The sequence below is a fragment of the Acinetobacter haemolyticus genome, assembly GCF_003323815.1.
Taxonomy (GTDB): Bacteria; Pseudomonadota; Gammaproteobacteria; order Pseudomonadales; family Moraxellaceae; genus Acinetobacter; species Acinetobacter haemolyticus.
The window spans coordinates 2,926,130-2,949,040 of record NZ_CP030880.1; the positions used below are offsets into that span (position 1 = coordinate 2,926,130).

The 22,911-nt window shown below is 41.0% G+C and carries 22 protein-coding genes, 2 tRNA genes and 3 rRNA genes; 11 read left to right on the forward strand and 16 right to left on the reverse strand.

The annotated features are described in order from the left end of the window. Nucleotides 1–34 precede the first annotated feature (34 nt). Nucleotides 35–412: a cytochrome b562 gene (locus DS737_RS13470; RefSeq protein WP_113997749.1), complete on the reverse strand. Its 378-nt coding sequence runs from the start codon at nucleotides 410–412 to the stop codon at nucleotides 35–37. Between the two features lie 156 nt (nucleotides 413–568). Then, nucleotides 569–1,822, reverse strand: a complete 1,254-nt coding sequence (gene coaBC, locus DS737_RS13475; protein WP_113997750.1) for a bifunctional phosphopantothenoylcysteine decarboxylase/phosphopantothenate--cysteine ligase CoaBC — start codon at nucleotides 1,820–1,822, stop codon at nucleotides 569–571. Between the two features lie 114 nt (nucleotides 1,823–1,936). Between coaBC and radC the strand changes: the two genes are divergently transcribed. Further along, nucleotides 1,937–2,671, forward strand: a complete 735-nt coding sequence (gene radC, locus DS737_RS13480; protein ID WP_005092208.1) for a RadC family protein — start codon at nucleotides 1,937–1,939, stop codon at nucleotides 2,669–2,671. 44 nt (nucleotides 2,672–2,715) lie between these two features. After that, entirely contained in the window at nucleotides 2,716–3,627 is a 912-nt protein-coding gene (locus tag DS737_RS13485; RefSeq protein ID WP_004637866.1) for a bestrophin family protein, read from the forward strand. A gap of 15 nt (nucleotides 3,628–3,642) precedes the next feature. Here DS737_RS13485 and DS737_RS13490 read toward each other — a convergent pair whose 3' ends face one another. Both DS737_RS13490 and DS737_RS13495 read right to left on the reverse strand, forming a co-directional pair. After that, a complete protein-coding gene (locus DS737_RS13490; RefSeq protein WP_228206830.1) occupies nucleotides 3,643–4,485 on the reverse strand; it encodes a hypothetical protein in 843 nt (280 codons plus the stop codon). 8 nt (nucleotides 4,486–4,493) lie between these two features. After that, on the reverse strand, nucleotides 4,494–5,357 hold the full coding sequence (locus tag DS737_RS13495) for a PHP domain-containing protein (protein WP_113997752.1): 864 nt from the start codon (nucleotides 5,355–5,357) through the stop codon (nucleotides 4,494–4,496). Between the two features lie 45 nt (nucleotides 5,358–5,402). On the opposite strand from DS737_RS13495, the gene DS737_RS13500 reads away from it, so the two are divergent. From DS737_RS13500 to mnmC, 4 genes are read left to right on the forward strand one after another with little or no spacing between them, the layout of a single operon-like run. Then, nucleotides 5,403–6,014 carry an inner membrane-spanning protein YciB gene (locus DS737_RS13500; RefSeq protein WP_004637864.1) on the forward strand — a complete coding sequence of 204 codons (612 nt, stop codon included), beginning with the start codon at nucleotides 5,403–5,405 and terminating at the stop codon, nucleotides 6,012–6,014. A 22-nt stretch (nucleotides 6,015–6,036) separates the two neighbouring features. Continuing rightward, entirely contained in the window at nucleotides 6,037–6,339 is a 303-nt protein-coding gene (locus tag DS737_RS13505) for a YciI family protein (protein ID WP_004637863.1), read from the forward strand. A gap of 3 nt (nucleotides 6,340–6,342) precedes the next feature. After that, the gene (locus DS737_RS13510; protein WP_113997753.1) at nucleotides 6,343–6,756 is read left to right on the forward strand and encodes a hypothetical protein; all 414 of its coding nucleotides are present in this window, start codon (nucleotides 6,343–6,345) and stop codon (nucleotides 6,754–6,756) included. Between the two features lie 17 nt (nucleotides 6,757–6,773). Continuing rightward, entirely contained in the window at nucleotides 6,774–8,681 is a 1,908-nt protein-coding gene (mnmC, locus tag DS737_RS13515; protein WP_113997754.1) for an FAD-dependent 5-carboxymethylaminomethyl-2-thiouridine(34) oxidoreductase MnmC, read from the forward strand. Nucleotides 8,682–8,768: 87 nt separating this feature from the next. On the opposite strand, the gene DS737_RS13520 is transcribed toward mnmC, so the two are convergent. After that, a complete protein-coding gene (locus tag DS737_RS13520; protein WP_004637860.1) occupies nucleotides 8,769–9,083 on the reverse strand; it encodes a rhodanese-like domain-containing protein in 315 nt (104 codons plus the stop codon). 90 nt (nucleotides 9,084–9,173) lie between these two features. Between DS737_RS13520 and DS737_RS13525 the strand changes: the two genes are divergently transcribed. The 3 genes from DS737_RS13525 (at nucleotide 9,174) to DS737_RS13535 (ending at nucleotide 10,740) form a co-directional block, all read left to right on the forward strand. Further along, complete coding sequence (locus DS737_RS13525; protein WP_004637859.1) at nucleotides 9,174–9,662, forward strand: YajQ family cyclic di-GMP-binding protein; 489 nt, start codon at nucleotides 9,174–9,176, stop codon at nucleotides 9,660–9,662. Nucleotides 9,663–9,676: 14 nt separating this feature from the next. Beyond that, a complete protein-coding gene (locus DS737_RS13530; RefSeq protein ID WP_005085486.1) occupies nucleotides 9,677–10,171 on the forward strand; it encodes a DUF4442 domain-containing protein in 495 nt (164 codons plus the stop codon). A gap of 74 nt (nucleotides 10,172–10,245) precedes the next feature. Continuing rightward, nucleotides 10,246–10,740, forward strand: a complete 495-nt coding sequence (locus DS737_RS13535) for a nuclear transport factor 2 family protein (protein ID WP_005085489.1) — start codon at nucleotides 10,246–10,248, stop codon at nucleotides 10,738–10,740. A 54-nt stretch (nucleotides 10,741–10,794) separates the two neighbouring features. On the opposite strand, the gene DS737_RS13540 is transcribed toward DS737_RS13535, so the two are convergent. From DS737_RS13540 to DS737_RS13555, 4 genes are read right to left on the reverse strand one after another with little or no spacing between them, the layout of a single operon-like run. Further along, nucleotides 10,795–11,274 (reverse strand): GAF domain-containing protein, encoded by a 480-nt coding sequence (locus DS737_RS13540; protein WP_113997755.1) that lies wholly within the window; start codon nucleotides 11,272–11,274, stop codon nucleotides 10,795–10,797. Between the two features lie 43 nt (nucleotides 11,275–11,317). Next, on the reverse strand, nucleotides 11,318–11,749 hold the full coding sequence (locus DS737_RS13545) for an acyl-CoA thioesterase (RefSeq protein WP_113997756.1): 432 nt from the start codon (nucleotides 11,747–11,749) through the stop codon (nucleotides 11,318–11,320). Nucleotide 11,750: 1 nt separating this feature from the next. Further along, nucleotides 11,751–12,188, reverse strand: coding sequence for a thioredoxin TrxC (gene trxC, locus DS737_RS13550; RefSeq protein WP_004637854.1), 438 nt, complete (start codon nucleotides 12,186–12,188; stop codon nucleotides 11,751–11,753). Continuing rightward, entirely contained in the window at nucleotides 12,188–13,084 is an 897-nt protein-coding gene (locus tag DS737_RS13555) for an alpha/beta hydrolase (RefSeq protein ID WP_113997757.1), read from the reverse strand. Before DS737_RS13555 ends, trxC begins: the two co-directional genes overlap by 1 nt. A gap of 123 nt (nucleotides 13,085–13,207) precedes the next feature. Here DS737_RS13555 and DS737_RS13560 point away from each other — a divergent pair, with 123 nt between their 5' ends. Together DS737_RS13560 and DS737_RS13565 are read left to right on the forward strand one after the other, a co-directional pair. Further along, nucleotides 13,208–13,543, forward strand: coding sequence for a TIGR01244 family sulfur transferase (locus tag DS737_RS13560; protein WP_004637851.1), 336 nt, complete (start codon nucleotides 13,208–13,210; stop codon nucleotides 13,541–13,543). 380 nt (nucleotides 13,544–13,923) lie between these two features. Continuing rightward, the gene (locus DS737_RS13565; RefSeq protein ID WP_017395803.1) at nucleotides 13,924–15,108 is read left to right on the forward strand and encodes a hypothetical protein; all 1,185 of its coding nucleotides are present in this window, start codon (nucleotides 13,924–13,926) and stop codon (nucleotides 15,106–15,108) included. Between the two features lie 157 nt (nucleotides 15,109–15,265). Here DS737_RS13565 and rrf read toward each other — a convergent pair. The 7 genes from rrf to pssA form a co-directional block, all read right to left on the reverse strand. Next, nucleotides 15,266–15,380, reverse strand: a 5S ribosomal RNA gene (rrf, locus tag DS737_RS13570). 175 nt (nucleotides 15,381–15,555) lie between these two features. After that, nucleotides 15,556–18,446, reverse strand: a 23S ribosomal RNA gene (locus DS737_RS13575). A gap of 331 nt (nucleotides 18,447–18,777) precedes the next feature. Further along, a tRNA-Ala gene (locus DS737_RS13580) sits at nucleotides 18,778–18,853 on the reverse strand. Nucleotides 18,854–18,923: 70 nt separating this feature from the next. Beyond that, nucleotides 18,924–19,000: transfer RNA gene (locus tag DS737_RS13585), tRNA-Ile, on the reverse strand. 59 nt (nucleotides 19,001–19,059) lie between these two features. Beyond that, nucleotides 19,060–20,597, reverse strand: a 16S ribosomal RNA gene (locus DS737_RS13590). The 16S, 23S and 5S rRNA genes sit together here with 2 tRNA genes alongside, the layout of an rRNA operon. Nucleotides 20,598–20,995: 398 nt before the next feature. Continuing rightward, the gene (locus tag DS737_RS13595) at nucleotides 20,996–22,057 is read right to left on the reverse strand and encodes a DUF6670 family protein (protein ID WP_113997758.1); all 1,062 of its coding nucleotides are present in this window, start codon (nucleotides 22,055–22,057) and stop codon (nucleotides 20,996–20,998) included. Between the two features lie 16 nt (nucleotides 22,058–22,073). After that, the gene (pssA, locus tag DS737_RS13600) at nucleotides 22,074–22,907 is read right to left on the reverse strand and encodes a CDP-diacylglycerol--serine O-phosphatidyltransferase (RefSeq protein ID WP_004637848.1); all 834 of its coding nucleotides are present in this window, start codon (nucleotides 22,905–22,907) and stop codon (nucleotides 22,074–22,076) included. Between the last annotated feature and the right edge of the window lie 4 nt (nucleotides 22,908–22,911).

The window sequence follows — 22,911 nt, forward strand, 5'->3', positions numbered from 1 at the left end:
ACAGCCTTATCCTATTATTCCTACCACTGATCGATTAATGCGAATAATACTTATGTCCTTGGTCACGTAACGCAGCAATTTTTTTGCCTTGTTGCTTTGCTTCATCTAGCTTACCAGCTTGAACAAGCGCTTTTGCTTTATCAATTTCGACAATAATTTGCTCAAATAAATCCGTTGAGCTTGGCACTTTGTTAGAAGTATGTGCAGCCAGCTTAAACTGTTTTGAATTTACAGCTGCACCGCGCATATTATTTAATGCTGTCGTTGCAGCTTGTGGATTTTTAGCTTGATTAAACACTTTATAATTTTTACCAAGCGTTTTCATATCATCTGCAAGACTCGCAGCCATAACAGCACTGCTCAATGAAAAAGATGATACTAAAATGATTGTGGCTAAAGTTCTTTTCATCATCAGGATATCCCTAATAAAAACTGTGGCTATTCTCGGTTTTACGCAGATCCATCGACCACCTAAGCTCAACAAGCTCAAATGTCTATGCTGTTTTAGCATACATAAAAAATGCAACGATTTCGTTGCATTTTGATAAAACGGCAAAGTCAAGTTACTCTATTTTTGCAGTAACGCATCATGGATGGCTTCAACCAATTGTTGTGATATTTCTTGCTTAGACGCTTTCTCTAACTCACGTTTCTCTAGATGATAGGATTGTGCAAAGAATACGGTCATCGCATTTTCATCAGAAGCAAAACCAATATCAGGGCGAGAAACATCGTTACATGCAATCATATCGAGCTTTTTAGCAACCAACTTCCCTGCTGCATATTCTTCAACATTACGTGTTTCCGCAGCAAAGCCCACCATAAATGGGCGCTGTTGTTGCTGTGCAATCGTCGCAACAATATCAGGATTTTTCACCAACGATACTGCCAGCTCATCACCCGCTTTTTTGATTTTATGCTCAGCTACTTCAGCCACACGATAATCCGCAACTGCCGCAGTCGCAATAAAGATATCGCAGCCTTCTTCAAGCTGAGTCATACTGGCATCTAGCATTTGCATTGCGGATTTTACATTAATTCGCTCTACACCATTGGGGGTATCTAAACTGACTGGCCCCGCCACCAACGTTACTTTTGCGCCCGCAGCATAGCATGCGGCTGCCAAAGCAAAGCCCATTTTACCCGTACTATGATTTGAAATATAACGTACAGGATCAATCGCTTCACGCGTTGGCCCCGCAGTAATGGTGACACGTTTTCCTGCCAGTAAACCAAACTTTTCCGCAATCGCACGTTGTGCTTTATGGAAGTAAGCAGCGACTTGTCTTGCCAAGTCCTCTGGTTCAGGCATCCGTCCCAAACCCACATCACCGCAAGCTTGCTCACCTGCATCAGGCATAATGACATGCACGCCATCTTCAACCAAAGTTTGCAAATTACGCTGAGTCGCTTTTGCCGCCCACATCTGCTGGTTCATTGCAGGTGCTACCCAAACAGGTGCTTTGGTTGCTAAATATAATGTGCTGAGCAAATCATCAGCTAAACCATTTGCAAATTTTGCGATCGTGTCACAACTTGCAGGTGCAACCAACACTAAATCTGCCCAACGCGCCAATTCGATATGCCCCATACCTGCTTCAGCTTCTGGATCAAGTAGCTCTGTATGTACAGGATTACCTGAAAGTGCCTGAAAGGTTAATGGCGTAATAAAAGCTTGTGCGCCATGTGTCATGACCACACGGACATCAAAACCAAAGTCTTTTAAACGACGTACCAAAATGGCACTTTTATAGGCAGCAATGCCGCCCGTAACCGCCAATATAATGTTTTTATGAGGAATAACACTAAGATCGAAGCTCACAAACAGGATACCTTGCTGTTGCAGTGGCGCTCACAATAGCATTAAATACGATCAGACCCAAGTGATGGGTTTTTAAAAAGTCATAAACACAATAAAATCAAAGTGAATTTAATAATGAATCAATCTATTAAGCAGTCCATCAAAGCATGGCCTGAACAAGAACGACCAAGAGAACGTTTATTACTTCAAGGGGCTCAAAGTTTATCCGATGCAGAACTTCTTGCGATTTTTTTACGCTCAGGTTCTAAACAACATTCCGCAGTTGAACTAGCGCGCATCCTCATTCAACACTTTGGTGGGCTTAATCCTATTTTTGATGCTTCACTTGAAGATTTATCCCAATTCAATGGCATCGCCTCCACTAAATATGCACAGCTCATGGCGGTAAAAGAACTTGGACGGCGCTATTTAAACAATCATTTTCAACAACAACGACTTTGTTTGGATACCTCTAGTCTAGTACTCGACTATTTACGCTATGAATTAATGGGTGAAAAACAAGAAGTCTTTGCGGTACTGTGTTTAGATGCTGAGTTAAGGAAGTTACATTTCAAGAAATTGTTTTTTGGCTCACATCATTCGTGTAGTGTTTCATTGAATCAAACACTACGTTATGTATTACAACAACAAGCCTGCCAAATCGTGGTTGCGCATAATCATCCCTATGGAATTGCTCACCCTTCAACTGAAGATCTTTACCTTACACAACAGCTCAAACAAGCGTGTAAATTACTTGAAATCCATCTGATCGATCACTTTATTATTTCGCCGGAAAGCTATTTTTCTTTTTCTGAGCAACAACTACTCAACCCTACTAAAATCAAGCAATCTGGTCTTGACAAAGGTTAAAGCAAACGAGAATATCAACTGATAAAATTAATGATCCAAATAACATGATTGTTCGTGACCAGCCAAGTATTTTTAGAGTTTTGTTCTCATGGCGTGGGACAATTTTACCCAAAATTTTACCCTCACTCGGCTTTGTTATGCTGGTCTCAGCCATCATCGGTGGTATTGAGTATGTCAATTTATACCGCTTTCCTGAAATTCCGTTAGTTGGCTTCACTCTAATCGGCGTTGTACTCTCGATTTTCCTTGGCTTCAAGAACAGTGCTTGTTATGAACGTTGGTGGGAAGCGCGTAAACTGTGGGGTGTATTAATTGCCACAGCTCGGCATTTCGATCGTGATTGTCGTGTTCTAACCCAAGCGCGTCGTGAACGTGTAATCCAAAATGTGATTGTGTTTGCCAACGTTTTACGTGACCGTTTACGTCATCAAACTGCCAATCCTACAGAGCTGACTGAAACAAGTGGTTTAAGTCCGCAAGCGCTTACTCAACTTTATCAGCAACAAAATGCGCCACAGTACACACTTAGCTTAATCCAATGGGAGCTTTTACAAGCGCTCAAAGAAGGCGAAATCACAGATATTATTTATACTCAAATGAATCAACATGTAGCAGCATTAAGTGAAATGCAGACAGGCTGTGATCGTATTGCGAACACCCCGATTCCATTTGCGTATTCTGTTTTGCTGAATCGGACGGTGTATTTTTTCTGTGTCATGTTACCGTTTAGTTTAGGTTCATTATTAGGCTTAGTCACGCCTCTTTTAGTGGGAATCTTGGCTTATACTTTTCTCGGTTTGGATGCATTAAGTACAGAAATCGAGGAACCTTTCGGTACACAAAGCAATGACTTACCATTAGATGCAATGGTACGTAACATTGAAATCGAGCTACTAGGGACTCTAGGTCGCCCAACCCCACCGCCGATTCAGGCACATGATCATAATTTGCTTTAGTGAAACTCTAAAATCTCAGAATATATTAATCTGTACATATTCTAAAAAATCGTCTTCGACAATACTAAACTCTGAAACTATTGCTATGTTGGTATTCGTAATAGGGTGATCAACAATCAATCTACTCAAAGAATGAGATTGCCTTAATTTATTAATTACATATATTTCTAAAGGAATTAAATCCCAAGGTGGGGACATAAATCTAGGTAAAGCTGCCTTTTTTTGATTATCTACCATTTCCTCGCAATGAAAATCACAAATAGATATAACTATTTCCTGTAATTTTTCAACATCCGCATACCAATGGTCTATTATTTGCTTAAAATCACCTGAAATATGTTGAATGATATCGGACTTTTCTTCAACCCAAGATTCATAAAGCCATAAACAAAAAAGTTCATAATCTAACTGCAATTTTCTAGTTACATTTTTTAAATTTAAAAAAAATAAAAGCTGATTTTTTATTTTTTTAGCCAAGTTTTTATTTCCAATTAAAATTGACCAAAGTAATAAGGGTGCAATCTTAAACAAGCATCGTCGAACATGCTCCAATTGAATGCAAACAGAGTTTTTATGTTCATTGAATACAATTTCTTGTGCAACCTCTTGGTACATAAATGATAAATTTAAAAACCTTAGTGCTTCAGGATTAGCCCCCCCTGTTTCAATTAAACAAAAACCTTTCATCCCATACTGGCAACTAATCGACTCCAAACACCAAAAAGGAGGTCTTCGAGTTTCTATAATTTCTTTACGAATACTATTTTGGTTATCAATAATGATCTGATCTCGATCTGAGTGATTAATTTTTTTATAAGAAGAAACCTTTCTATTTATTAATCTTTTAATATCAGTCAAGCTACACCTCACCTAAAACATTCCCAAACACCTCGTTGCCCTTCTTTAACTCGAGGTGTTTGTCCTAATTTAATCCAAGGCATATTGTCGCCATGAAAATCACTGCCAATCGATACTGCTAAATCACATTGCTGAATCATTCGATCCACCATTTGTCGAGTCGAAGCTGGTTCTATACTTGGTGGCAACTCAACAGCATCACCACCGCTTGCAGCAAATAACTCAATCAGATAGCGGATATTGGTCGCAGAAAGATCATAACGTGTTGGGTGTGCTAACACGGCAAAGCCCTGACTGGCATGAATCACATCGATGGTTTCTTTTAATCCAACGCCATCAAACTTAACAAATGCTTTTTTGCCTTCTTTGAGAAAGCGATCAAATGCTTGTTGAGGGCGGCTCACGATATTCTTTTCGACCAAGGTTTTGGCAATATGTGTTCGTGTCACGCGATCCGCATGTCCATCAACTTTGGCGATCACCTCAGGATAAATATCAAAACCAATACATTTTTCCAATAAATCACAAATGACTTTTGCACGTTCGGCACGGACTTTCTTCTGCTGTTCCAGCAGTTCCCTGATCGGGGTTTCATCCTGCATATTCAAAGCGACAATATGCACCCCATAACTCTTTTTGGTATTTGGTCTAGACCATTGGCTTGATACCTCTACACCTGAAATCAGCCGAATATCATGATCTTGAGCATGCTCATCAAGATAACGCTGCGCCCGCGTTAAACCATCCATCGTGTCATGGTCAGTCACCGCTAAAGTATGAATTTTTAAATCCACAGCGGCTTGTACCAATTGCTCAGGAGAGTAGGTTCCATCGGAAATGAGCGTATGTGTATGTAAATCGACACCGAACATGGTTTGTATTATGCTATCTGACCTATTTCATCACTGTACTGTAACATGAAAGCGTTGCTCGACTATCTCCCTCTGATTATCTTCTTCTATTTTTATAAAACCACTGACCCTAAAGATAGTCAGCATCCATTGTTGGAATTGGTTGGCAGTACTGGCAATACCGATCAAAACCACATTCTTGTCGCAACCTGTGCCTTACTTATTTCCACATTGGTGGTGTATGGCTGCTTATTTTTATTCCAAAAATTTAAATTGGAAAAAATGCAGTGGTTTATTGTGGTCATGTCCGTCATTTTTGGTGGTATTACCTTAGCATTCAGTGATGTAACCTATATCAAATTAAAAGCGGTCATTATCAATGTCGGAATTGGTCTCGGTTTTTTGATTACCCCATTATTCAACAAAGAACGTATGCCGATTATCCAGAAAATGCTTGGCTCAGTATTGGAGCTCAGTAAAAAAGGCTGGATGAATCTTAACTGGGCATGGTGTGGTCAATTCTTCTTACTCGCGAGTCTGCATTATTTTTTCGGCTTTTTATTTTTAGATGGAAAATACTGGGGCGAATTCACTGCTTTTGGCGATATTATCGTTTCTCTCAGTTACCTTGCTGTTATACTATTTTGCTTGAGAAAGCATTTTAAAACCACCACCTAATTTCCGTTATTGAGCCAATGCTATGCCCTATTTCGTACTCAGCTGTACTGATCGTGAAGGTACTTTAGAAAAACGTTTAGCAACACGCCCACAACATATAGAACGCCTACAAAAACTAGATGATGAAGGACGTTTGATTGCTGCTGGTGCTCACCCAATCGACCCAAATAATCCACAGGCTGGTTTTTTGGGCAGCACGATTATTGTTGAATTTGATAGCCGTGAAGCATTGGATGTGTGGATTGAAGAAGAACCATTTTTAAAAGAAGGAATTTACGCAAGTATTGACGTAAAACCTTTTAATAAAGCTTTTCCAAAAGGGTAAATCATGCGTATTGCACTACCAAGCTTATTCGCTCTAGGTTTACTCTTTAATACTACAATTTGGGCTGTAGAAACTACACCAGCAGTTACAACCTCTCCTACCACACAAAGTACTGCGAAACCACTCACAGCAGAACAAATTGCCAAAGCGAAACAACAGCAAGAAGCAAAAGTAAAAGCACTGGTTCAAGATCAAGCCAATCGCTTAAAGCAACTTGAACACGCCAATCTTGAAGCCCTTGCACAAAATCAGGAATTGCAGTTAAAAAATGATAATTTAACAGTGCAAGTCCAAGTGCTACAAAGCGAACGTAGTGCTCAGATGTTCCTGTATGGTGCTATGACGATCGCGGTAGGTGTCATTCTCGGCTTCTTTGTAGCTAGCTATGTTTACACCAAACGTCGCCGTCAATGGTAAATACAATACTGTAATTTATGTCTCACTCATCAAAAATACAAACCGCTGAATTGGATTGGGAAATGGTCGATGGTATTGATCTTCCCATTTCGAAACAGTTTGGCGATGTCTACTTTTCCAAAGATAATGGTTTACTCGAAACTCGCCATGTATTTTTAAATGGCAATGATTTAAGTGAGCGTTTATCACAACTCAACGACTATCAATATTTCTGTGTGGGTGAAACGGGTTTTGGCACAGGTTTAAACATTTTAACCCTTTGGCAGCTCTGGCAACAGATTCGTCCAAATAACCACAGCCATTTACATGTCATTAGTGTAGAAAAATTTCCGCTTCGCCGAACTGATTTGATCCGAGCGCTGAATGCTTGGCCAGAGTTAGCGCCTCTAGCACAAAAGCTCATTGCACAATATCCCCTACCTATTGCCGGATGTCATCGTCTTAGCTTTCCAGAGGAAAGATTTAGCATCGATTTATGGTTAGGTGATGCACAAGATATTTTCCCAAATATCCCTAAAACACAAGCTGTTAATGCATGGTTTCTAGATGGTTTTGCGCCTTCTTGTAACCCAGACATGTGGCAAGAAAATGTGCTGAATAATATTGTACGTTTATCTGATTTTGGAACGACCTTTGCGTCCTTTAGTGTGGCTGGTGTACTCAAACGAGGACTGAAACAACATGGTATTCAAATCAGTCGCCCACGTGGTTTTGGTCATAAAAGAGAAATGCTCAAAGCGATTTGGCTCAATCAAGCATCCTCGGAAACGCATTCGATCGATTCAATAAAAACAGTCATTCGTGCTCAAAATGAGCAAATACCCCAGTTCACCAAACAACAAAAAATCGCAATTATTGGCGCAGGAATTGCGGGTTTAAGCACAGCATGGGCATTTGCCCAGCGTGGTCATCAAATCACGATTTACGAGCAAAATGAGCCACTTTCAGGCGCATCTGGTAATCCTCTTGCCTTACTCAACCCAAAATTATGTCCAATCGAGCAGGCACATGAACATTTGATGACCTTAAGCTGGCAGCATGCATTGAATTTTTATGCACGCTTCAAAGCTTTTCGAGCCATTCAAGTTGAGCAAATGGCCTTAAAGAATCCAGATGAACTGTTGCAACTAGCCGAACAATATCCTGATCAAGTATTAACGACTCATACATCGGATGAAATTAGGCCTCAAACAGAATTTCCGAGTTTGACGTTACAACAAGCAGGGGCCGTGGCACCACATCAGCTCCGTGATGAAATCTTACAACATCCCAACATTGCTGTGAAAAAAGCCAAAGTTTCACGCTTAAATAGCATAGGAACACAAACCGAGCTATGGCAAGATCAACACCATCTTGCCACTGCCGATCAGGTCATTGTTTGTTGCGCAAAACAAAGTGCAGCATTGTTTGACCATTATCCTGTTTTAAAACCGATTCGTGGGCAAGTGAGCTGGGTTAAAAATACCAATCAAGCATTATCTCTTGAACAAGCCTATAGCTATGGTGGCTATTGCATGCAATTGGATTCATCACAATTGATCTTAGGTGCATCCTTTTATCCGAATCGTGATGACACTGAAGTTTTGCTTGAAGATCATGTGCATAACTACCAACTTATCCACAGTATCTTTCCAACATATGCAGAGCAACTTTCCGCTACAGATACTTGGCAAGGTCGAGCATCAGTTCGTGCACAAACTTTGGATTACTTTCCGTTGGTAGGCAAAATACAAAACGATCCACCTATTTATACGTTTGCGGGTTTAGGTTCTAAAGGTTTCTTATTTGCGCCATTATGCAGTGAAATCTTGGTAGCATTGGTATTAGGTGAACTTTGCCCTGTACCGCAAAGCCTATTGAGTAAACTCGATCCTCAACGCTTTCAAAAGAAAGCTAAAGTAAAAAAACCGTATTATTCAGGTTAAATTATTATTCATATATAACGATGACTTAAATCTGTTTTTTAAATTTGCCAAAATACATAATGTATCTTGGCAAATTTTAGGGTTCTTTTAAGCACCTTGCTCCAAAGGCAAGCCGGCATCACGTGCTGCACGTGTTCCGCCCATGAGAACCACATATTCACGAGAACTATCAATCCCGTCTAACAACTCTGCCGCACGTGGTGCTTTACTACCACCACCACATAGAATATAAATCGGCTGATCCGCTGCAACTTGAGTCAAACTATCCGCATTTAACTCAGCAATTGGACGATTCATCGCCCCTTTAACATGAGCCTCGGCATACGCTTTGGTATCTCGGACATCCCAAATGACAGCGCCTTCTGGGAACTCAAATGTTGTAATTTCTTGTTTACGGATCATTGTGCACTCCTTTGATGTAAACAACACTTGGCAAATGAAGAAAACCCCCTTAGCATCTCAGATATTCTTTCCCTTTGTAAAGGTCTAACCATGCCTTCTTTTGATATTGTTTCTGAATTAGAGTTATTTGAAGTCAATCATGCTGTGCAAAACACACAAAAAGAGATTGGTACTCGTTTTGACTTTCGCGGACAAGACGTTTCGATTGAGTTAAATGAGAAAAATAAAGAAATTAAAATCTCAACTGAAAGTGACTTCCAATGCGAGCAAGTTTATACCATGCTCGAAAATCACTTCTACAAGCGTAAAGTGGATGTACAAGCTTTAGATCCTCAAAAAGCAACAGCTTCGGGCAAACATGTTGTTCAAGTGATCAAGCTTAAGGATGGACTTGACTCAGATACTGCAAAAAAAATTAATAAAGCCATTAAAGAAAGTGGCATCAAAGCGCAATCTTCTATCCAAGGAGACAAAATCCGTGTCACGGACAAAAAGCGCGATACTTTACAGCAGGTGATGAACTTTTTACGTGAACAGCAATTTGGTCTACCACTGCAATTTAATAATTTCAAAGACTAAGCAATAGGTTCGCTATGGCAAAAGATAACCGCCTTTATACGCTGGTTAAAACCACTTCTAAATTTCCGAAAAGCATCCGTAGCACACTATGGAGTAAAGCCTTTGGTCGTGTTGTTCCAATGGTTGGAACTGCAAATATTCGCTATTTAGAAGTGGATAAAGACCATGTCACAGTTCGTATCGAAAACCAACGTAATATGCAAAATCATATTAAAGGCGTTCATGCAGCTGCAATGGCATTATTGGCTGAAACAGCAACGGGCTTCTTAACAGGCTTACATGTACCCGATAATCGTATTTTATTGATTAAATCGTTACATGTAGATTATTTGAAAGTGGCACAAGGTGGTTTGACTGCAACAGCAACATTATCAGCCGATCAACAAAAGTTTATCGCCGATAATGAAAAAGGCGAGTTATTGATTCCTGTGACCGTTATTGATGATTCTGGCAATGAGCCTATCCAATGCCAAATGCTTTGGGCATGGCTACCAAAACGTAAAAAATAGTAACTGATCTAAACTTCTTTGAGATTAGTTTTCAGCCCAAGATAAATACACTTGTATTTCTTGGGCTTCTTATTATGAAAAAAATTTATTTTCTTCCACTTATACTTTCCGTGACAGTTATTAGCGCCTGTACTTCAGTTCTTTCAAACACCCCGCATATCCGTTCATCCGAGCTAACAAATACTGTTAATCTCTCAGAACAAAATAAGAAAATCGTGGTTGATTTCTATGAAGGTGTTTTTCTAAAACATCAAGTTAAAGCATACGCAGATCGTTATATTGGTGATCAATATATCCAACATAATCCTAATGTACCTGATGGTAAAATGCCTTTTGTAAACTTCTTTACACAAAAATTTAGCAATAATCCTCAGGCAAAAAATGTCATCAAGAAAGTAATTGCTGAAGGAGATTTAGTCGTTCTTCACGTGCATTCTACTGAAAATGATAGTGATCGAGGCAGAGCGATTATTGATATATTTCGTGTGGAAAATGGAAAAATTGTAGAGCATTGGGATGTGATACAAAATATTCCAGAAAAGAGTAAGAACTCAAATACCATGTTCTAGACCTTGTGCTAATAAAATAAGACCAAAACTAGTTTTGGCCTTATTTTTAATTGCTTACACAATTTTTTCAATCATAAGCATTAACTGCTGCAAATATTCGGCATCCATCTCATCAAATTGATTCAGCTCTTCACTATCAATATCCAGAACACCAATACATTCACCATTCTTCATTATCGGTAACACGATTTCTGATCTTGAAGCAGAGCTACATGCAATGTGTCCTGGAAACTGATCTACATCAGGCACAATCATTACTTGCTGCTGTTCCCACGCAGTGCCACACACGCCACGGCCTTTAGCTATACGAGTACATGCGATCGGCCCTTGAAATGGTCCCAATACTAATTCATTTTGTTTAACAAGATAAAAGCCAATCCACAGCCAATCAAATTGTTGTTTTAACGCTGCACAAATATTCGCAAGATTGGCGATCACATCAGACTCACCCTCAACAATTGCCTGAATCTGCGGAATAATACTTTGATATTGCTCGGCCTTATGACCTTGCTGTAAAACTAATTCTTCAGCCATTCTCTTTATTCCAAATAAAATAATATTTTTAGCGCATTCCTAATCACAAAACCTTAGCTTTATCGACTGCTGCAAAAGCCTGTTTAATCTCCTCGGCGATCACACGCTTATTACCATTTATGTCAACTGCCACAAAAGTAAATACGCCTTCCGTAATACGAACAGGTTCACGAGAGTCATCATGGCTATTCCACACTTCAATTTGGACTTGTACTGAGGTGTTTCCCACTTTCAAAATTTTGGTATAACAACTAATAACATTCCCCACCTTCACGGGAACAAGAAAACTCATCTGATTAATTGCAATGGTTGCACAACGCCCTTTACTCAACCGCTCAACGTGAATGGCACCGGCTAAATCCATCTGTGAAACAATCCAACCACCAAACACATCCCCGCTCCAGTTGGTATCAGCTGGCATTGCAATTGTCTGTAACGATAGAATTCCTTCAGGCTGGTTTGGGCGCTCCGTCATATTAATGTCCTTGATGTTGTTGTAATTGTTGGTCTAACCATTGTTGTAACTCTGGCGCCCGTAAAGCACCACTAATTCTTGCCAACTCTGTCGTTTTATTCATTAAAACCAGTGTTGGAATACTACGAACATTAAATGCAGCACTCAAACGAGGATTTGCCTCAGTATCAATTTTTGCAAAAATGACATAAGGATTTTGCTTAGCAACTTGAGTAAAATGCGGTGCCATCATTTTACAAGGACCACACCATTCAGCCCATAGATCAATCAAAACAGGGAGATCATTATTGCTTATAAAATGACTAAAATTTTGTTCGTTTAACTCGATCGGCGTTAAAGGTAATAAGGCTTGATGACATTGGCCACAATTTGGATGAACAGCTAGCTTTTCTTCAGGAACACGATTTTTTGCACCACAGGATGCACAGACAATAATCATCACATCACTCCAATATGTTGATGTAAAAATTCTAATTGGGTTGTGACCGCTTTTTCAAACCAAGAACCATGATAAATATCAAAATGCTTCATTTCCCACTCATGATAGCTCACAAAAGGGGCGATATTGGTTGCGGCTTCACGACTAGATGCGATGGGAATCAAACTATCTTGTTTTGCTGCAATGAATAAAACTGGAATATTTATCTTGCGTACATACTGAATAGGACGATAACGCATTAAATTAAAAAAAACACGAGCAGGAACTTCCCCACTCCAATAATAATCAGGATTCACAATGGAATGATAGCCATAATAACTATCAGAGGTTGGTAGAAAACATAATTTATATTGGTCCACAACAGGTAATGTCTTTGGTACTAACCCCATTTTTGATCCCATATAATCTTGGCTAGAACGCTTTAACGCTTCGGGATAACGCTGGAGTGGATAAAGTTTAGCGGTTTCAGCACCATCAACATAAGGCACTTGTACCATGACAGCTTGAATATTTTTTAGATCCGTGGCCAAACTCAGGACATATCCACCACTTAAAGAAGTTCCCCAAAGAATGATTCGTCTGTTATCAATCAACTTACAATTTGATACAAACTGAACAATCGTCTTCCAGTCATCAAGCTGAGCCGTTAAAGAAACTAACTCTCTGGGCTTTCCTGTACTCCCCCCCCAATAGCGATAATCAAATAAAATGACCGCATATCCTGCTTTCGCAAACCGCTGAGCATATTGAACTAATTTAAATTGACGTAATCCAGCAAACCCATGAGCCATGATAATAACTGCTGGCTTAATGTTAGATTTGGGAAGATAAAAATCTGCTGCGATTGTTTCATCACCACTCGGAACATACAACGGCTCAACGGTATAGGTGTGCATGCGCGCTCCATTTCATTATCTTTTTACTGAACATCACTTATTTGTTATAGACATTTAAACTCAAGATCAAGCTTAATGCTATGATAGAGCATAAAATGTTTTGTTTGTTTTTGGAGTGACAAGATGTCAGAGAATGTAGGTTTTGCAGGTCAAATTGGCCCAGAACACGTAGAACAAGTTGTTGAAAAAGGCTTTAAATCTATTATTAACAACCGTCCTGATATGGAAGGTGGCCCTGAACAACCAACTAGTGCTCAGATCGAAGAATCAGCGCGTAATGCAGGATTAGATTATGTTTATCAACCTGTCGTTGCTGGTCAGATTACTGAACTTGATGTTCGTGCATTCGCAAATCATTATAATGAACTCCCAAAACCAATCTTAATGTTCTGCCGCACTGGCAATCGCTCTAACAATTTATATCAACTCGCCAAACAAATGGATTTGTTGGATGATTAAATAATTTTTATAAAAGTAATAATCACATCACATTTTAGATTTGTTTTGGCTATTAATTAAGTTAAATCAAAAAATTGTAATAAATTTAAGCGGTTTAAATAGTGCTGAGATTTCATCTAGGTGATTTAATCAGCACTATTTTTAATGTATGCTAGCATGGTTAATTTAGAGCGATTAAATTCAAGTTATTATTTGCGAGTCACTAGAATTAGATAAACAATGGTATCTAAACTTTAAATATCTTCAATATTTTAGTGATTATGAACACCAAAATGGACTTAGTTTGAGACAGAATTAAAATATCGGTTATCTATTACTGTCGCAAATAATTATGAAATATTAATAACTCTACATTTCACATAATTTACTTGGGGAAGACTATGAAGTTTATCAAGGGGACTCTTGCCATTGCTTTAACCAGCGTAATTACCGCTTGTGGTGGTGGTGGAAGTAAAGGCTACTATAATCAAGGTAATAGTGGAGGTAATAATACTGAACAACCACCCATTACCTCTCCAGAGTTAGAAGCTGCTGCTACAACACTAGCTTCTTTAAAAAAAGAAGGAAAATTTTTATTTGGTAACTACGATGCTAGCGATAGCAGCATATCAAAAGGCTATATAGACCATGCATTAGATACCTTTGCTCAAGGCCCATTACAACTCACCGTTGATGTGAAGAAATTATTTGATCAAGATAAATCTCATTTCACTTATTATGAAACGTGTTTTGGCGGTGAAGGTAATCGAATTTATGAAAATACACCTTGCTATGCTCTAGAAGGTGAAGAGAATATTAAAACTGCACTTAATATAATCACACCAAACAAGTATAATGATTGGGATTTTAAAATCACGAAAGAACAACTCAATTCACTTAAAATTACACCAGAGCAAATTAAAAAATTTACAGGTGAAACATTCATTTTGATTTTTGATAATCAAAATGCAGATAAGGCTTGGAATGACATATGGATCGCAGGTGTATTTGGTTACCCTTATCAGCAATCTTGGGGCTTGACACAATCTAACCAATTACGTGTTGTCTCCATGAATGGTGAAGGTCAATATAATGTCACTGTTACCCATCCAGATGAAGAAAGTAAAACTTATGGTGCATTAAGCATTTATAAAGATCCAAAAAGTTTAGATGGAGATTTATTCGTTTTACAAAATAATTCCAGTTTCGATGTCCTTATTAATGATAATCCAAGTACACCAGATCTAGAGCCTGTATCTTTTGTTGTAAACTCTACACCCGGAGATGCAACTGCTCTTGCAACTTATCGTATTAAGCCTTCAGGCGATAAAATATTGAATATCCCAAGTGTTTCAGCGATTTCGGGCTCTCGTATTACGAATGAAACACCTTCAAACGACACACAAAGTTTCACAGGTAGTATATATTTAGAGGGTCCTGATATCTTTACATTTAAGAAATCATTAAATGGAACCATGCTAAAATTTAAACATATTTTTAATAATATTACTTTTGAAGGTAGCTCTATTAACCATAATGGTACTGTAACTACAACATTAACTAAACCCAATAACCTTCAATATTAAATTCATAAAATTGTAGTTATAAGGCCCATCAATTGGGCCTTTTCACATCACGCTTTATCTTTTCCCCAATAGTTATACCGTAATTTTCCCCAATTTATTTTTCTCGTTGCAATAAAAAACACCCCTAACCGTTAGGTTAGGGGTGTTTATATTTAAAAGCTGGCGATGACTTACTCTCACATGGCAAGTGCCACACTACCATCAGCGCGAAGAGGTTTCACTTCTGAGTTCGGGAAGGGATCAGGTGGTTCACTCTTGCTATTGTCGCCAGCAAACTGTTTTGGCTTTGGGTGGTCTTACTTTTGAACTTATTATTAAGTTCATGCCACTTAGTACCGAAAGAGTTATTAACGGATTAGTTAATCGAGTCGTATTGTAACTAGTTTTGACACTAAATCAAGTTATGTATTGAATTTATCTTGAATACAACAACTGTTTGGGTGTTGTATAGTCAAGCCTCACGAGCAATTAGTATTGGTCAGCTTCACACGTCACCGTGCTTCCACACCCAACCTATCAACGTCCTAGTCTCGAACGGCTCTTTAGAGGAATAAATTCCTAGGGAAATCTTATCTTGAGGTAGGCTTCCCGCTTAGATGCTTTCAGCGGTTATCCCTTCCGAACATAGCTACCCGGCGATGCGACTGGCGTCACAACCGGTACACCAGAGGTTCGTCCACTCTGGTCCTCTCGTACTAGGAGCAGATCCTCTCAAATTTCCAGCGCCCACGGTAGATAGGGACCGAACTGTCTCACGACGTTCTAAACCCAGCTCGCGTACCTCTTTAAATGGCGAACAGCCATACCCTTGGGACCTGCTTCAGCCCCAGGATGAGATGAGCCGACATCGAGGTGCCAAACACCGCCGTCGATATGAACTCTTGGGCGGTATCAGCCTGTTATCCCCAGAGTACCTTTTATCCGTTGAGCGATGGCCCTTCCATACAGAACCACCGGATCACTAAGACCTACTTTCGTACCTGCTCGACTTGTGGGTCTCGCAGTTAAGCGCGCTTTTGCCTTTATACTCTACGCGTGATTTCCGACCACGCTGAGCGCACCTTCGTACTCCTCCGTTACTCTTTAGGAGGAGACCGCCCCAGTCAAACTACCCACCAGACATGGTCCTCGTCCCGGATAACGGGACAGAGTTAGAACCTCAACATTACCAGGGTGGTATTTCAAGGACGGCTCCATTGGAACTAGCGTTCCAACTTCAAAGCCTCCCACCTATCCTACACAAGTAAGGTCAAAGTTCAATGTCAAGCTGCAGTAAAGGTTCACGGGGTCTTTCCGTCTAGCCGCGGGTACACTGCATCTTCACAGCGATTTCGATTTCACTGAGCCTCTGCTGGAGACAGCGCCGCCATCATTATGCCATTCGTGCAGGTCGGAACTTACCCGACAAGGAATTTCGCTACCTTAGGACCGTTATAGTTACGGCCGCCGTTTACTGGGGCTTCGATCAAGAGCTTCGCTTACGCTAACCCCATCAATTAACCTTCCAGCACCGGGCAGGCATCACACCCTATACGTCCACTTTCGTGTTTGCAGAGTGCTATGTTTTTAATAAACAGTTGCAGCGGCCTGGTTTCTGTGGCTGCCAATAGCTCAGGGAGCAAGTCCCATCACCGTCAGCAGCGTACCTTCTCCCGAAGTTACGGTACCATTTTGCCTAGTTCCTTCAGCAGAGTTCTCTCAAGCGCTTTGGTCTACTCGACCTGACCACCTGTGTCGGTTTCGGGTACGATTCCTGTGTAACTGAAGCTTAGAGACTTTTCCTGGAAGCATGGTATCAGCCACTTCACTGTACAAGTACAGCTTGCTATCGACTCTCAGCATAGAGCACCCCGGATTTGCCTAAGATGCATGCCTACTGTCTTCCACCTGGACAACCAACGCCAGGCTGACTTAACCTTCTCCGTCCTCTCATCGCATTACACAGAAGTATTGGAATATTAACCAATTTCCCATCGACTACGCCTCTCGGCCTCGCCTTAGGGGTCGACTCACCCAGCCCCGATTAACGTTGGACTGGAACCCTTGGTCTTTCAGCGAACGGGTTTTTCACCCGTTTTGTCGTTACTCACGTCAGCATTCGCACTTCTGATACCTCCAGCATACTTCTCAATACACCTTCATCGGCTTACAGAACGCTCCCCTACCACTTGACTAATGTCAAATCCGCAGCTTCGGCACATAGTTTTAGCCCCGTTACATCTTCCGCGCAGGCCGACTCGACTAGTGAGCTATTACGCTTTCTTTAAAGGGTGGCTGCTTCTAAGCCAACCTCCTAGCTGTCTATGCCTTCCCACATCGTTTCCCACTTAACTATGATTTTGGGGCCTTAGCTGGCGGTCTGGATTGTTTTCCTCTTGACTACGGACGTTAGCACCCGCAGTCTGTCTCCCGGATAGTACTCATTGGTATTCGGAGTTTGCATCGGTTTGGTAAGTCGGGATGACCCCCTAGCCGAAACAGTGCTCTACCCCCAATGGTATTCGTCCGAGGCGCTACCTAAATAGCTTTCGGGGAGAACCAGCTATCACCAGGCTTGATTAGCCTTTCACCCCTATCCACAAGTCATCCCCTGGCTTTTCAACGACAGTGGGTTCGGTCCTCCAGTTAGTGTTACCCAACCTTCAACCTGCTCATGGATAGATCGCCTGGTTTCGGGTCTATACCCAGCAACTATACGCCCTATTAAGACTCGATTTCTCTACGGCTCCCCTATGCGGTTAACCTCGCTACTGAATATAAGTCGCTGACCCATTATACAAAAGGTACGCAGTCACACCACGAAGGTGCTCCCACTGCTTGTATGCATGCGGTTTCAGGATCTATTTCACTCCCCTCACAGGGGTTCTTTTCGCCTTTCCCTCACGGTACTGGTTCACTATCGGTCAGTCAGGAGTATTTAGCCTTGGAGGATGGTCCCCCCATATTCAGACAAGGTTTCACGTGCCTCGCCCTACTCGTCATCATTGTGTGTGCCCTTTCGTGTACGGGAATATCACCCTCTACGTTCGCACTTCCCAGAGCGTTCCACTAGAACACACACAACTTAATGGGCTGATCCCCGTTCGCTCGCCGCTACTAAGGGAATCTCAATTGATTTCTTTTCCTAAGGGTACTGAGATGTTTCACTTCCCCTCGTTCGCTTCATAAGCCTATGTATTCAGCTTATGATACCCGCCTTATAGCGGGTGGGTTCCCCCATTCAGATATCTCCGGATCAAAGGATATTTGCCGCCTCCCCGGAGCTTTTCGCAGGCTATCACGTCTTTCATCGCCTCTGACTGCCAAGGCATCCACCACATGCACTTAATTACTTGACTATACAACCCCAAACAGTCGCTAACCCTTACAAGTAAGGTTAGGACAGATTGCTATGTTTGTTTTTCAACTCACATCGCTCTCATCCAGTTTGTTGCCTCGTGCACTTAAGCACCGTACAGCTTCAATCTAAATTCATATACCAAAACGCTTGATTCAGTGTTTTTGCTAGTTCTCAATTTCATTCTTTCGAATGAATTGAGTGAACAATTTATTTCAGACTCAATTCTACTAATCTGTTAATGATTAACTACAGCCTCGTCAGCTTGCAGTAAACTGTGATAAATCACAGAAGTTAATAAGCTTTAACTTACTAAATTCTGTAATCTTTAGTGGTGGAGACTAGGAGAGTCGAACTCCTGACCTCCTGCGTGCAAAGCAGGCGCTCTACCAACTAAGCTAAGTCCCCAGCTTTAATCATAATGAACGATATATCTTCTCATCTAGCAGCTTGTGATTATTCATCACTTCGTCAGTAGTGGTGGGTCTGACAAGACTTGAACTTGTGACCCCACGCTTATCAAGCGTGTGCTCTAACCAACTGAGCTACAGACCCTCAGATACATCTTCGAAGAACAACTTGTTGTGGATTCTTACCGGCCATCAATCTTTCGTTAAGGAGGTGATCCAGCCGCAGGTTCCCCTACGGCTACCTTGTTACGACTTCACCCCAGTCATCGGCCACACCGTGGTAAGCGTCCTCCTTACGGTTAGACTACCTACTTCTGGTGCAACAAACTCCCATGGTGTGACGGGCGGTGTGTACAAGGCCCGGGAACGTATTCACCGCGGCATTCTGATCCGCGATTACTAGCGATTCCGACTTCATGGAGTCGAGTTGCAGACTCCAATCCGGACTACGATCGGCTTTTTGAGATTAGCATCCTATCGCTAGGTAGCAACCCTTTGTACCGACCATTGTAGCACGTGTGTAGCCCTGGTCGTAAGGGCCATGATGACTTGACGTCGTCCCCGCCTTCCTCCAGTTTGTCACTGGCAGTATCCTTAAAGTTCCCGGCTTAACCCGCTGGCAAATAAGGAAAAGGGTTGCGCTCGTTGCGGGACTTAACCCAACATCTCACGACACGAGCTGACGACAGCCATGCAGCACCTGTATGTAAGTTCCCGAAGGCACCAATCCATCTCTGGAAAGTTCTTACTATGTCAAGACCAGGTAAGGTTCTTCGCGTTGCATCGAATTAAACCACATGCTCCACCGCTTGTGCGGGCCCCCGTCAATTCATTTGAGTTTTAGTCTTGCGACCGTACTCCCCAGGCGGTCTACTTATCGCGTTAGCTGCGCCACTAAAGCCTCAAAGGCCCCAACGGCTAGTAGACATCGTTTACGGCATGGACTACCAGGGTATCTAATCCTGTTTGCTCCCCATGCTTTCGTACCTCAGCGTCAGTATTAGGCCAGATGGCTGCCTTCGCCATCGGTATTCCTCCAGATCTCTACGCATTTCACCGCTACACCTGGAATTCTACCATCCTCTCCCATACTCTAGCTGACCAGTATCGAATGCAATTCCTAAGTTAAGCTCAGGGATTTCACATCCGACTTAATCAGCCGCCTACGCACGCTTTACGCCCAGTAAATCCGATTAACGCTCGCACCCTCTGTATTACCGCGGCTGCTGGCACAGAGTTAGCCGGTGCTTATTCTGCGAGTAACGTCCACTATCTCTAGGTATTAACTAGAGTAGCCTCCTCCTCGCTTAAAGTGCTTTACAACCAAAAGGCCTTCTTCACACACGCGGCATGGCTGGATCAGGCTTCCGCCCATTGTCCAATATTCCCCACTGCTGCCTCCCGTAGGAGTCTGGGCCGTGTCTCAGTCCCAGTGTGGCGGATCATCCTCTCAGACCCGCTACAGATCGTCGCCTTGGTAGGCCTTTACCCCACCAACTAGCTAATCCGACTTAGGCTCATCTATTAGCGCAAGGTCCGAAGATCCCCTGCTTTCTCCCGTAGGACGTATGCGGTATTAGCATTCCTTTCGGAATGTTGTCCCCCACTAATAGGCAGATTCCTAAGCATTACTCACCCGTCCGCCGCTAGGTAATGTAGCAAGCTACACTTCCCCGCTCGACTTGCATGTGTTAAGCCTGCCGCCAGCGTTCAATCTGAGCCATGATCAAACTCTTCAGTTTAAAATCATTAGTAGCTTATGGCTACAAATCTTGGCTCATCAATTTTCTGACATTAATTTCTCAAATAAACTTCGAGTAATTTCTACCATTCAATCAATGAAATATTTTCGATCGATTAACCAGTAAAAATCCACACAAGTTGTTCTTCTATTCTCTTAATGATCTTCTCGATGATTCGTCATCATCAAGCTAGGTCGGCTATATTACTCTCAATCTCTTAAAAGTCAACAGGTAATTTAGATATTTTTAAAACTTATCAAACAACCCAAAAATCTAACCACTAAAGCCAAATCCTTGTTTATCAACAAGTTTTTATCTGCATCACCGCCGATGGATGTGCATTATAGAGGATTAGAAATGAGTTGCAAGAGGTTTTTCACATTTACCAGAACGACTGTCTACTTCTTGCACAAATAGGGCTGAAAATGTGGAATTTTATCTATTATTTGCTCGGTTTTATTTTTTTCTTGCAAATGTAAAGGTCGACAATCAATGTATTCACAATAACCTGATCCTTGATACGCCTCATTATTCCAAAAAAGTTGATAGTTAAAACTTCCGACATAACCTGCAGCTAATCCAAATTTATAATCACCACGACTTTGACCATGTAATTGAAAAACAATCTGATCACCTTGCTGGTACTGCCAAATAAATTCTCGCGCTAAGTACATATCACGTCCATTTGGCGTTCGTACTTTTGGATAAACTCGCATAACATCAAAACTCACATTTTGATTGTAAAGTATGCTTGGTTGTTGATCATATTGAACTTCTATTCGAGTAAAAATAATCTGATTCCATTGATTTCTTAACTCTGTGAGAATAATTTGCAATTCAGCATGGACTTGAATAAGTTGATAGGTAAAGAAGTGAAATGCAATAAAAGGTAAATGTACAGCGCGAGCATGTTTTAAAACCCCTTGTGCTGCGATTTGATATTTTTGTTTTTTATATACCAGTTCTCCTTCACATTGACATCGTGTATACCAATAATCAGCAACTCCCCATTGTAACGCAGAGTGATTTTCAACTTCAGCAAATGTGTTTACTTTTAATTCACAACTAAGTTCATCATCAAAGCGCTTAAAATAATAGTTGGGTGCATCAACATGGATATGATCAATATTTAAAAATTGATAACGATCAACATCAAATTGGCACTGATCTTTTGCGCTATAACTTTTAAGATGCCCAACCGTTGCTACACTACTGCTCACCAATACGGTTGCTGTATCAATTGCGGTTGTCATTACTGCACTCGCGTTATAGCAAACCGGAATGCGTGGTTGTCCAATGAGGCTGATAAAATTCAGATAATGGAAGGGCGCTGGAAGATTCGGCAGGATCAATGCCTGATAAACGATTTTAAACAAACCTTTAGGTGGATAGAAGATTAGAGCATCTGACTTATTGAGGTTCAGCTGCTTTAATTGATTATTACTGATCAATATTGGCATACTGAACCTCCATTTTTTAAGTTGTTATTTTTGAATCATTCTTTTTCGCCAACAAAGTCGTTACAAATCCAGAGAGGATATAAATAATACAAACTGTCAATATCCCTACTGGAATGTTGTACGTGATCGCTGCAAAAATCAAGACCACGGGCAACATCACAACAAAAGGTACACGCTTACGGTCCATTTGTTTAAATGAGTAATACTTAATATTTGAAATCATGAGCAAACCTATACCAACCATGACAGCGGCATTAATAATTTGAATCACAATGTCTTTTAAATCAAAAATAAATGGAAAATCACGCCCGACCCACACCATCGAAATCACAGCTACAGCAGCGAGTGGACTTGCAATACCAATAAAATAACGCTTATCGACCACACCAATCTGTACATTGAAACGAGCTAAACGGAAAGCTGCACAAGCGGTATAGATAAAACAACATGCCAACCCTATACGACCAAGATCGTGTAAACTCCAGCTATACATCAAAATTGCAGGCGCAACACCAAAAGCAAGCAGATCAGATAATGAGTCGTATTGTTCACCAAAGGCACTCTGTGCCCCGATTGCACGTGCAACACGCCCATCTAAACCATCCAACAATGCAGCTAAAAAGATTGCATAAATCGCTTGATTAAAATTACCATTCATACTCGCAATGATGGAATAAAAACCAGATAGAAGCGCCGCTGTTGTAATTAAATTCGGCCACAAATAAATTCCACGACGTTTTACTTTTTGCCCTTCCTGCGTATGCTCTTCCTCTTCCACTTCAAATGTAATGCCATCGAAAGTTCGACCATCTTTATTTAAATCAGAATCAGGTTTCAGAGAATTTGTCATTATT

Coding starts and splice junctions, on each gene's coding strand:
- DS737_RS13470 (WP_113997749.1), bottom strand. CDS start 412: ATGATGAAAAGAACTTTAGCCACAATCATTTTAGTATCATCTTTTTCA.
- radC (WP_005092208.1), top strand. CDS start 1,937: ATGAATCAATCTATTAAGCAGTCCATCAAAGCATGGCCTGAACAAGAA.
- DS737_RS13485 (WP_004637866.1), top strand. CDS start 2,716: ATGATTGTTCGTGACCAGCCAAGTATTTTTAGAGTTTTGTTCTCATGG.
- DS737_RS13495 (WP_113997752.1), bottom strand. CDS start 5,357: ATGTTCGGTGTCGATTTACATACACATACGCTCATTTCCGATGGAACC.
- DS737_RS13500 (WP_004637864.1), top strand. CDS start 5,403: ATGAAAGCGTTGCTCGACTATCTCCCTCTGATTATCTTCTTCTATTTT.
- DS737_RS13505 (WP_004637863.1), top strand. CDS start 6,037: ATGCCCTATTTCGTACTCAGCTGTACTGATCGTGAAGGTACTTTAGAA.
- DS737_RS13510 (WP_113997753.1), top strand. CDS start 6,343: ATGCGTATTGCACTACCAAGCTTATTCGCTCTAGGTTTACTCTTTAAT.
- mnmC (WP_113997754.1), top strand. CDS start 6,774: ATGTCTCACTCATCAAAAATACAAACCGCTGAATTGGATTGGGAAATG.
- DS737_RS13520 (WP_004637860.1), bottom strand. CDS start 9,083: ATGATCCGTAAACAAGAAATTACAACATTTGAGTTCCCAGAAGGCGCT.
- DS737_RS13525 (WP_004637859.1), top strand. CDS start 9,174: ATGCCTTCTTTTGATATTGTTTCTGAATTAGAGTTATTTGAAGTCAAT.
- DS737_RS13530 (WP_005085486.1), top strand. CDS start 9,677: ATGGCAAAAGATAACCGCCTTTATACGCTGGTTAAAACCACTTCTAAA.
- DS737_RS13535 (WP_005085489.1), top strand. CDS start 10,246: ATGAAAAAAATTTATTTTCTTCCACTTATACTTTCCGTGACAGTTATT.
- DS737_RS13540 (WP_113997755.1), bottom strand. CDS start 11,274: ATGGCTGAAGAATTAGTTTTACAGCAAGGTCATAAGGCCGAGCAATAT.
- DS737_RS13545 (WP_113997756.1), bottom strand. CDS start 11,749: ATGACGGAGCGCCCAAACCAGCCTGAAGGAATTCTATCGTTACAGACA.
- trxC (WP_004637854.1), bottom strand. CDS start 12,188: ATGATTATTGTCTGTGCATCCTGTGGTGCAAAAAATCGTGTTCCTGAA.
- DS737_RS13555 (WP_113997757.1), bottom strand. CDS start 13,084: ATGCACACCTATACCGTTGAGCCGTTGTATGTTCCGAGTGGTGATGAA.
- DS737_RS13560 (WP_004637851.1), top strand. CDS start 13,208: ATGTCAGAGAATGTAGGTTTTGCAGGTCAAATTGGCCCAGAACACGTA.
- DS737_RS13565 (WP_017395803.1), top strand. CDS start 13,924: ATGAAGTTTATCAAGGGGACTCTTGCCATTGCTTTAACCAGCGTAATT.
- DS737_RS13595 (WP_113997758.1), bottom strand. CDS start 22,057: ATGCCAATATTGATCAGTAATAATCAATTAAAGCAGCTGAACCTCAAT.
- pssA (WP_004637848.1), bottom strand. CDS start 22,907: ATGACAAATTCTCTGAAACCTGATTCTGATTTAAATAAAGATGGTCGA.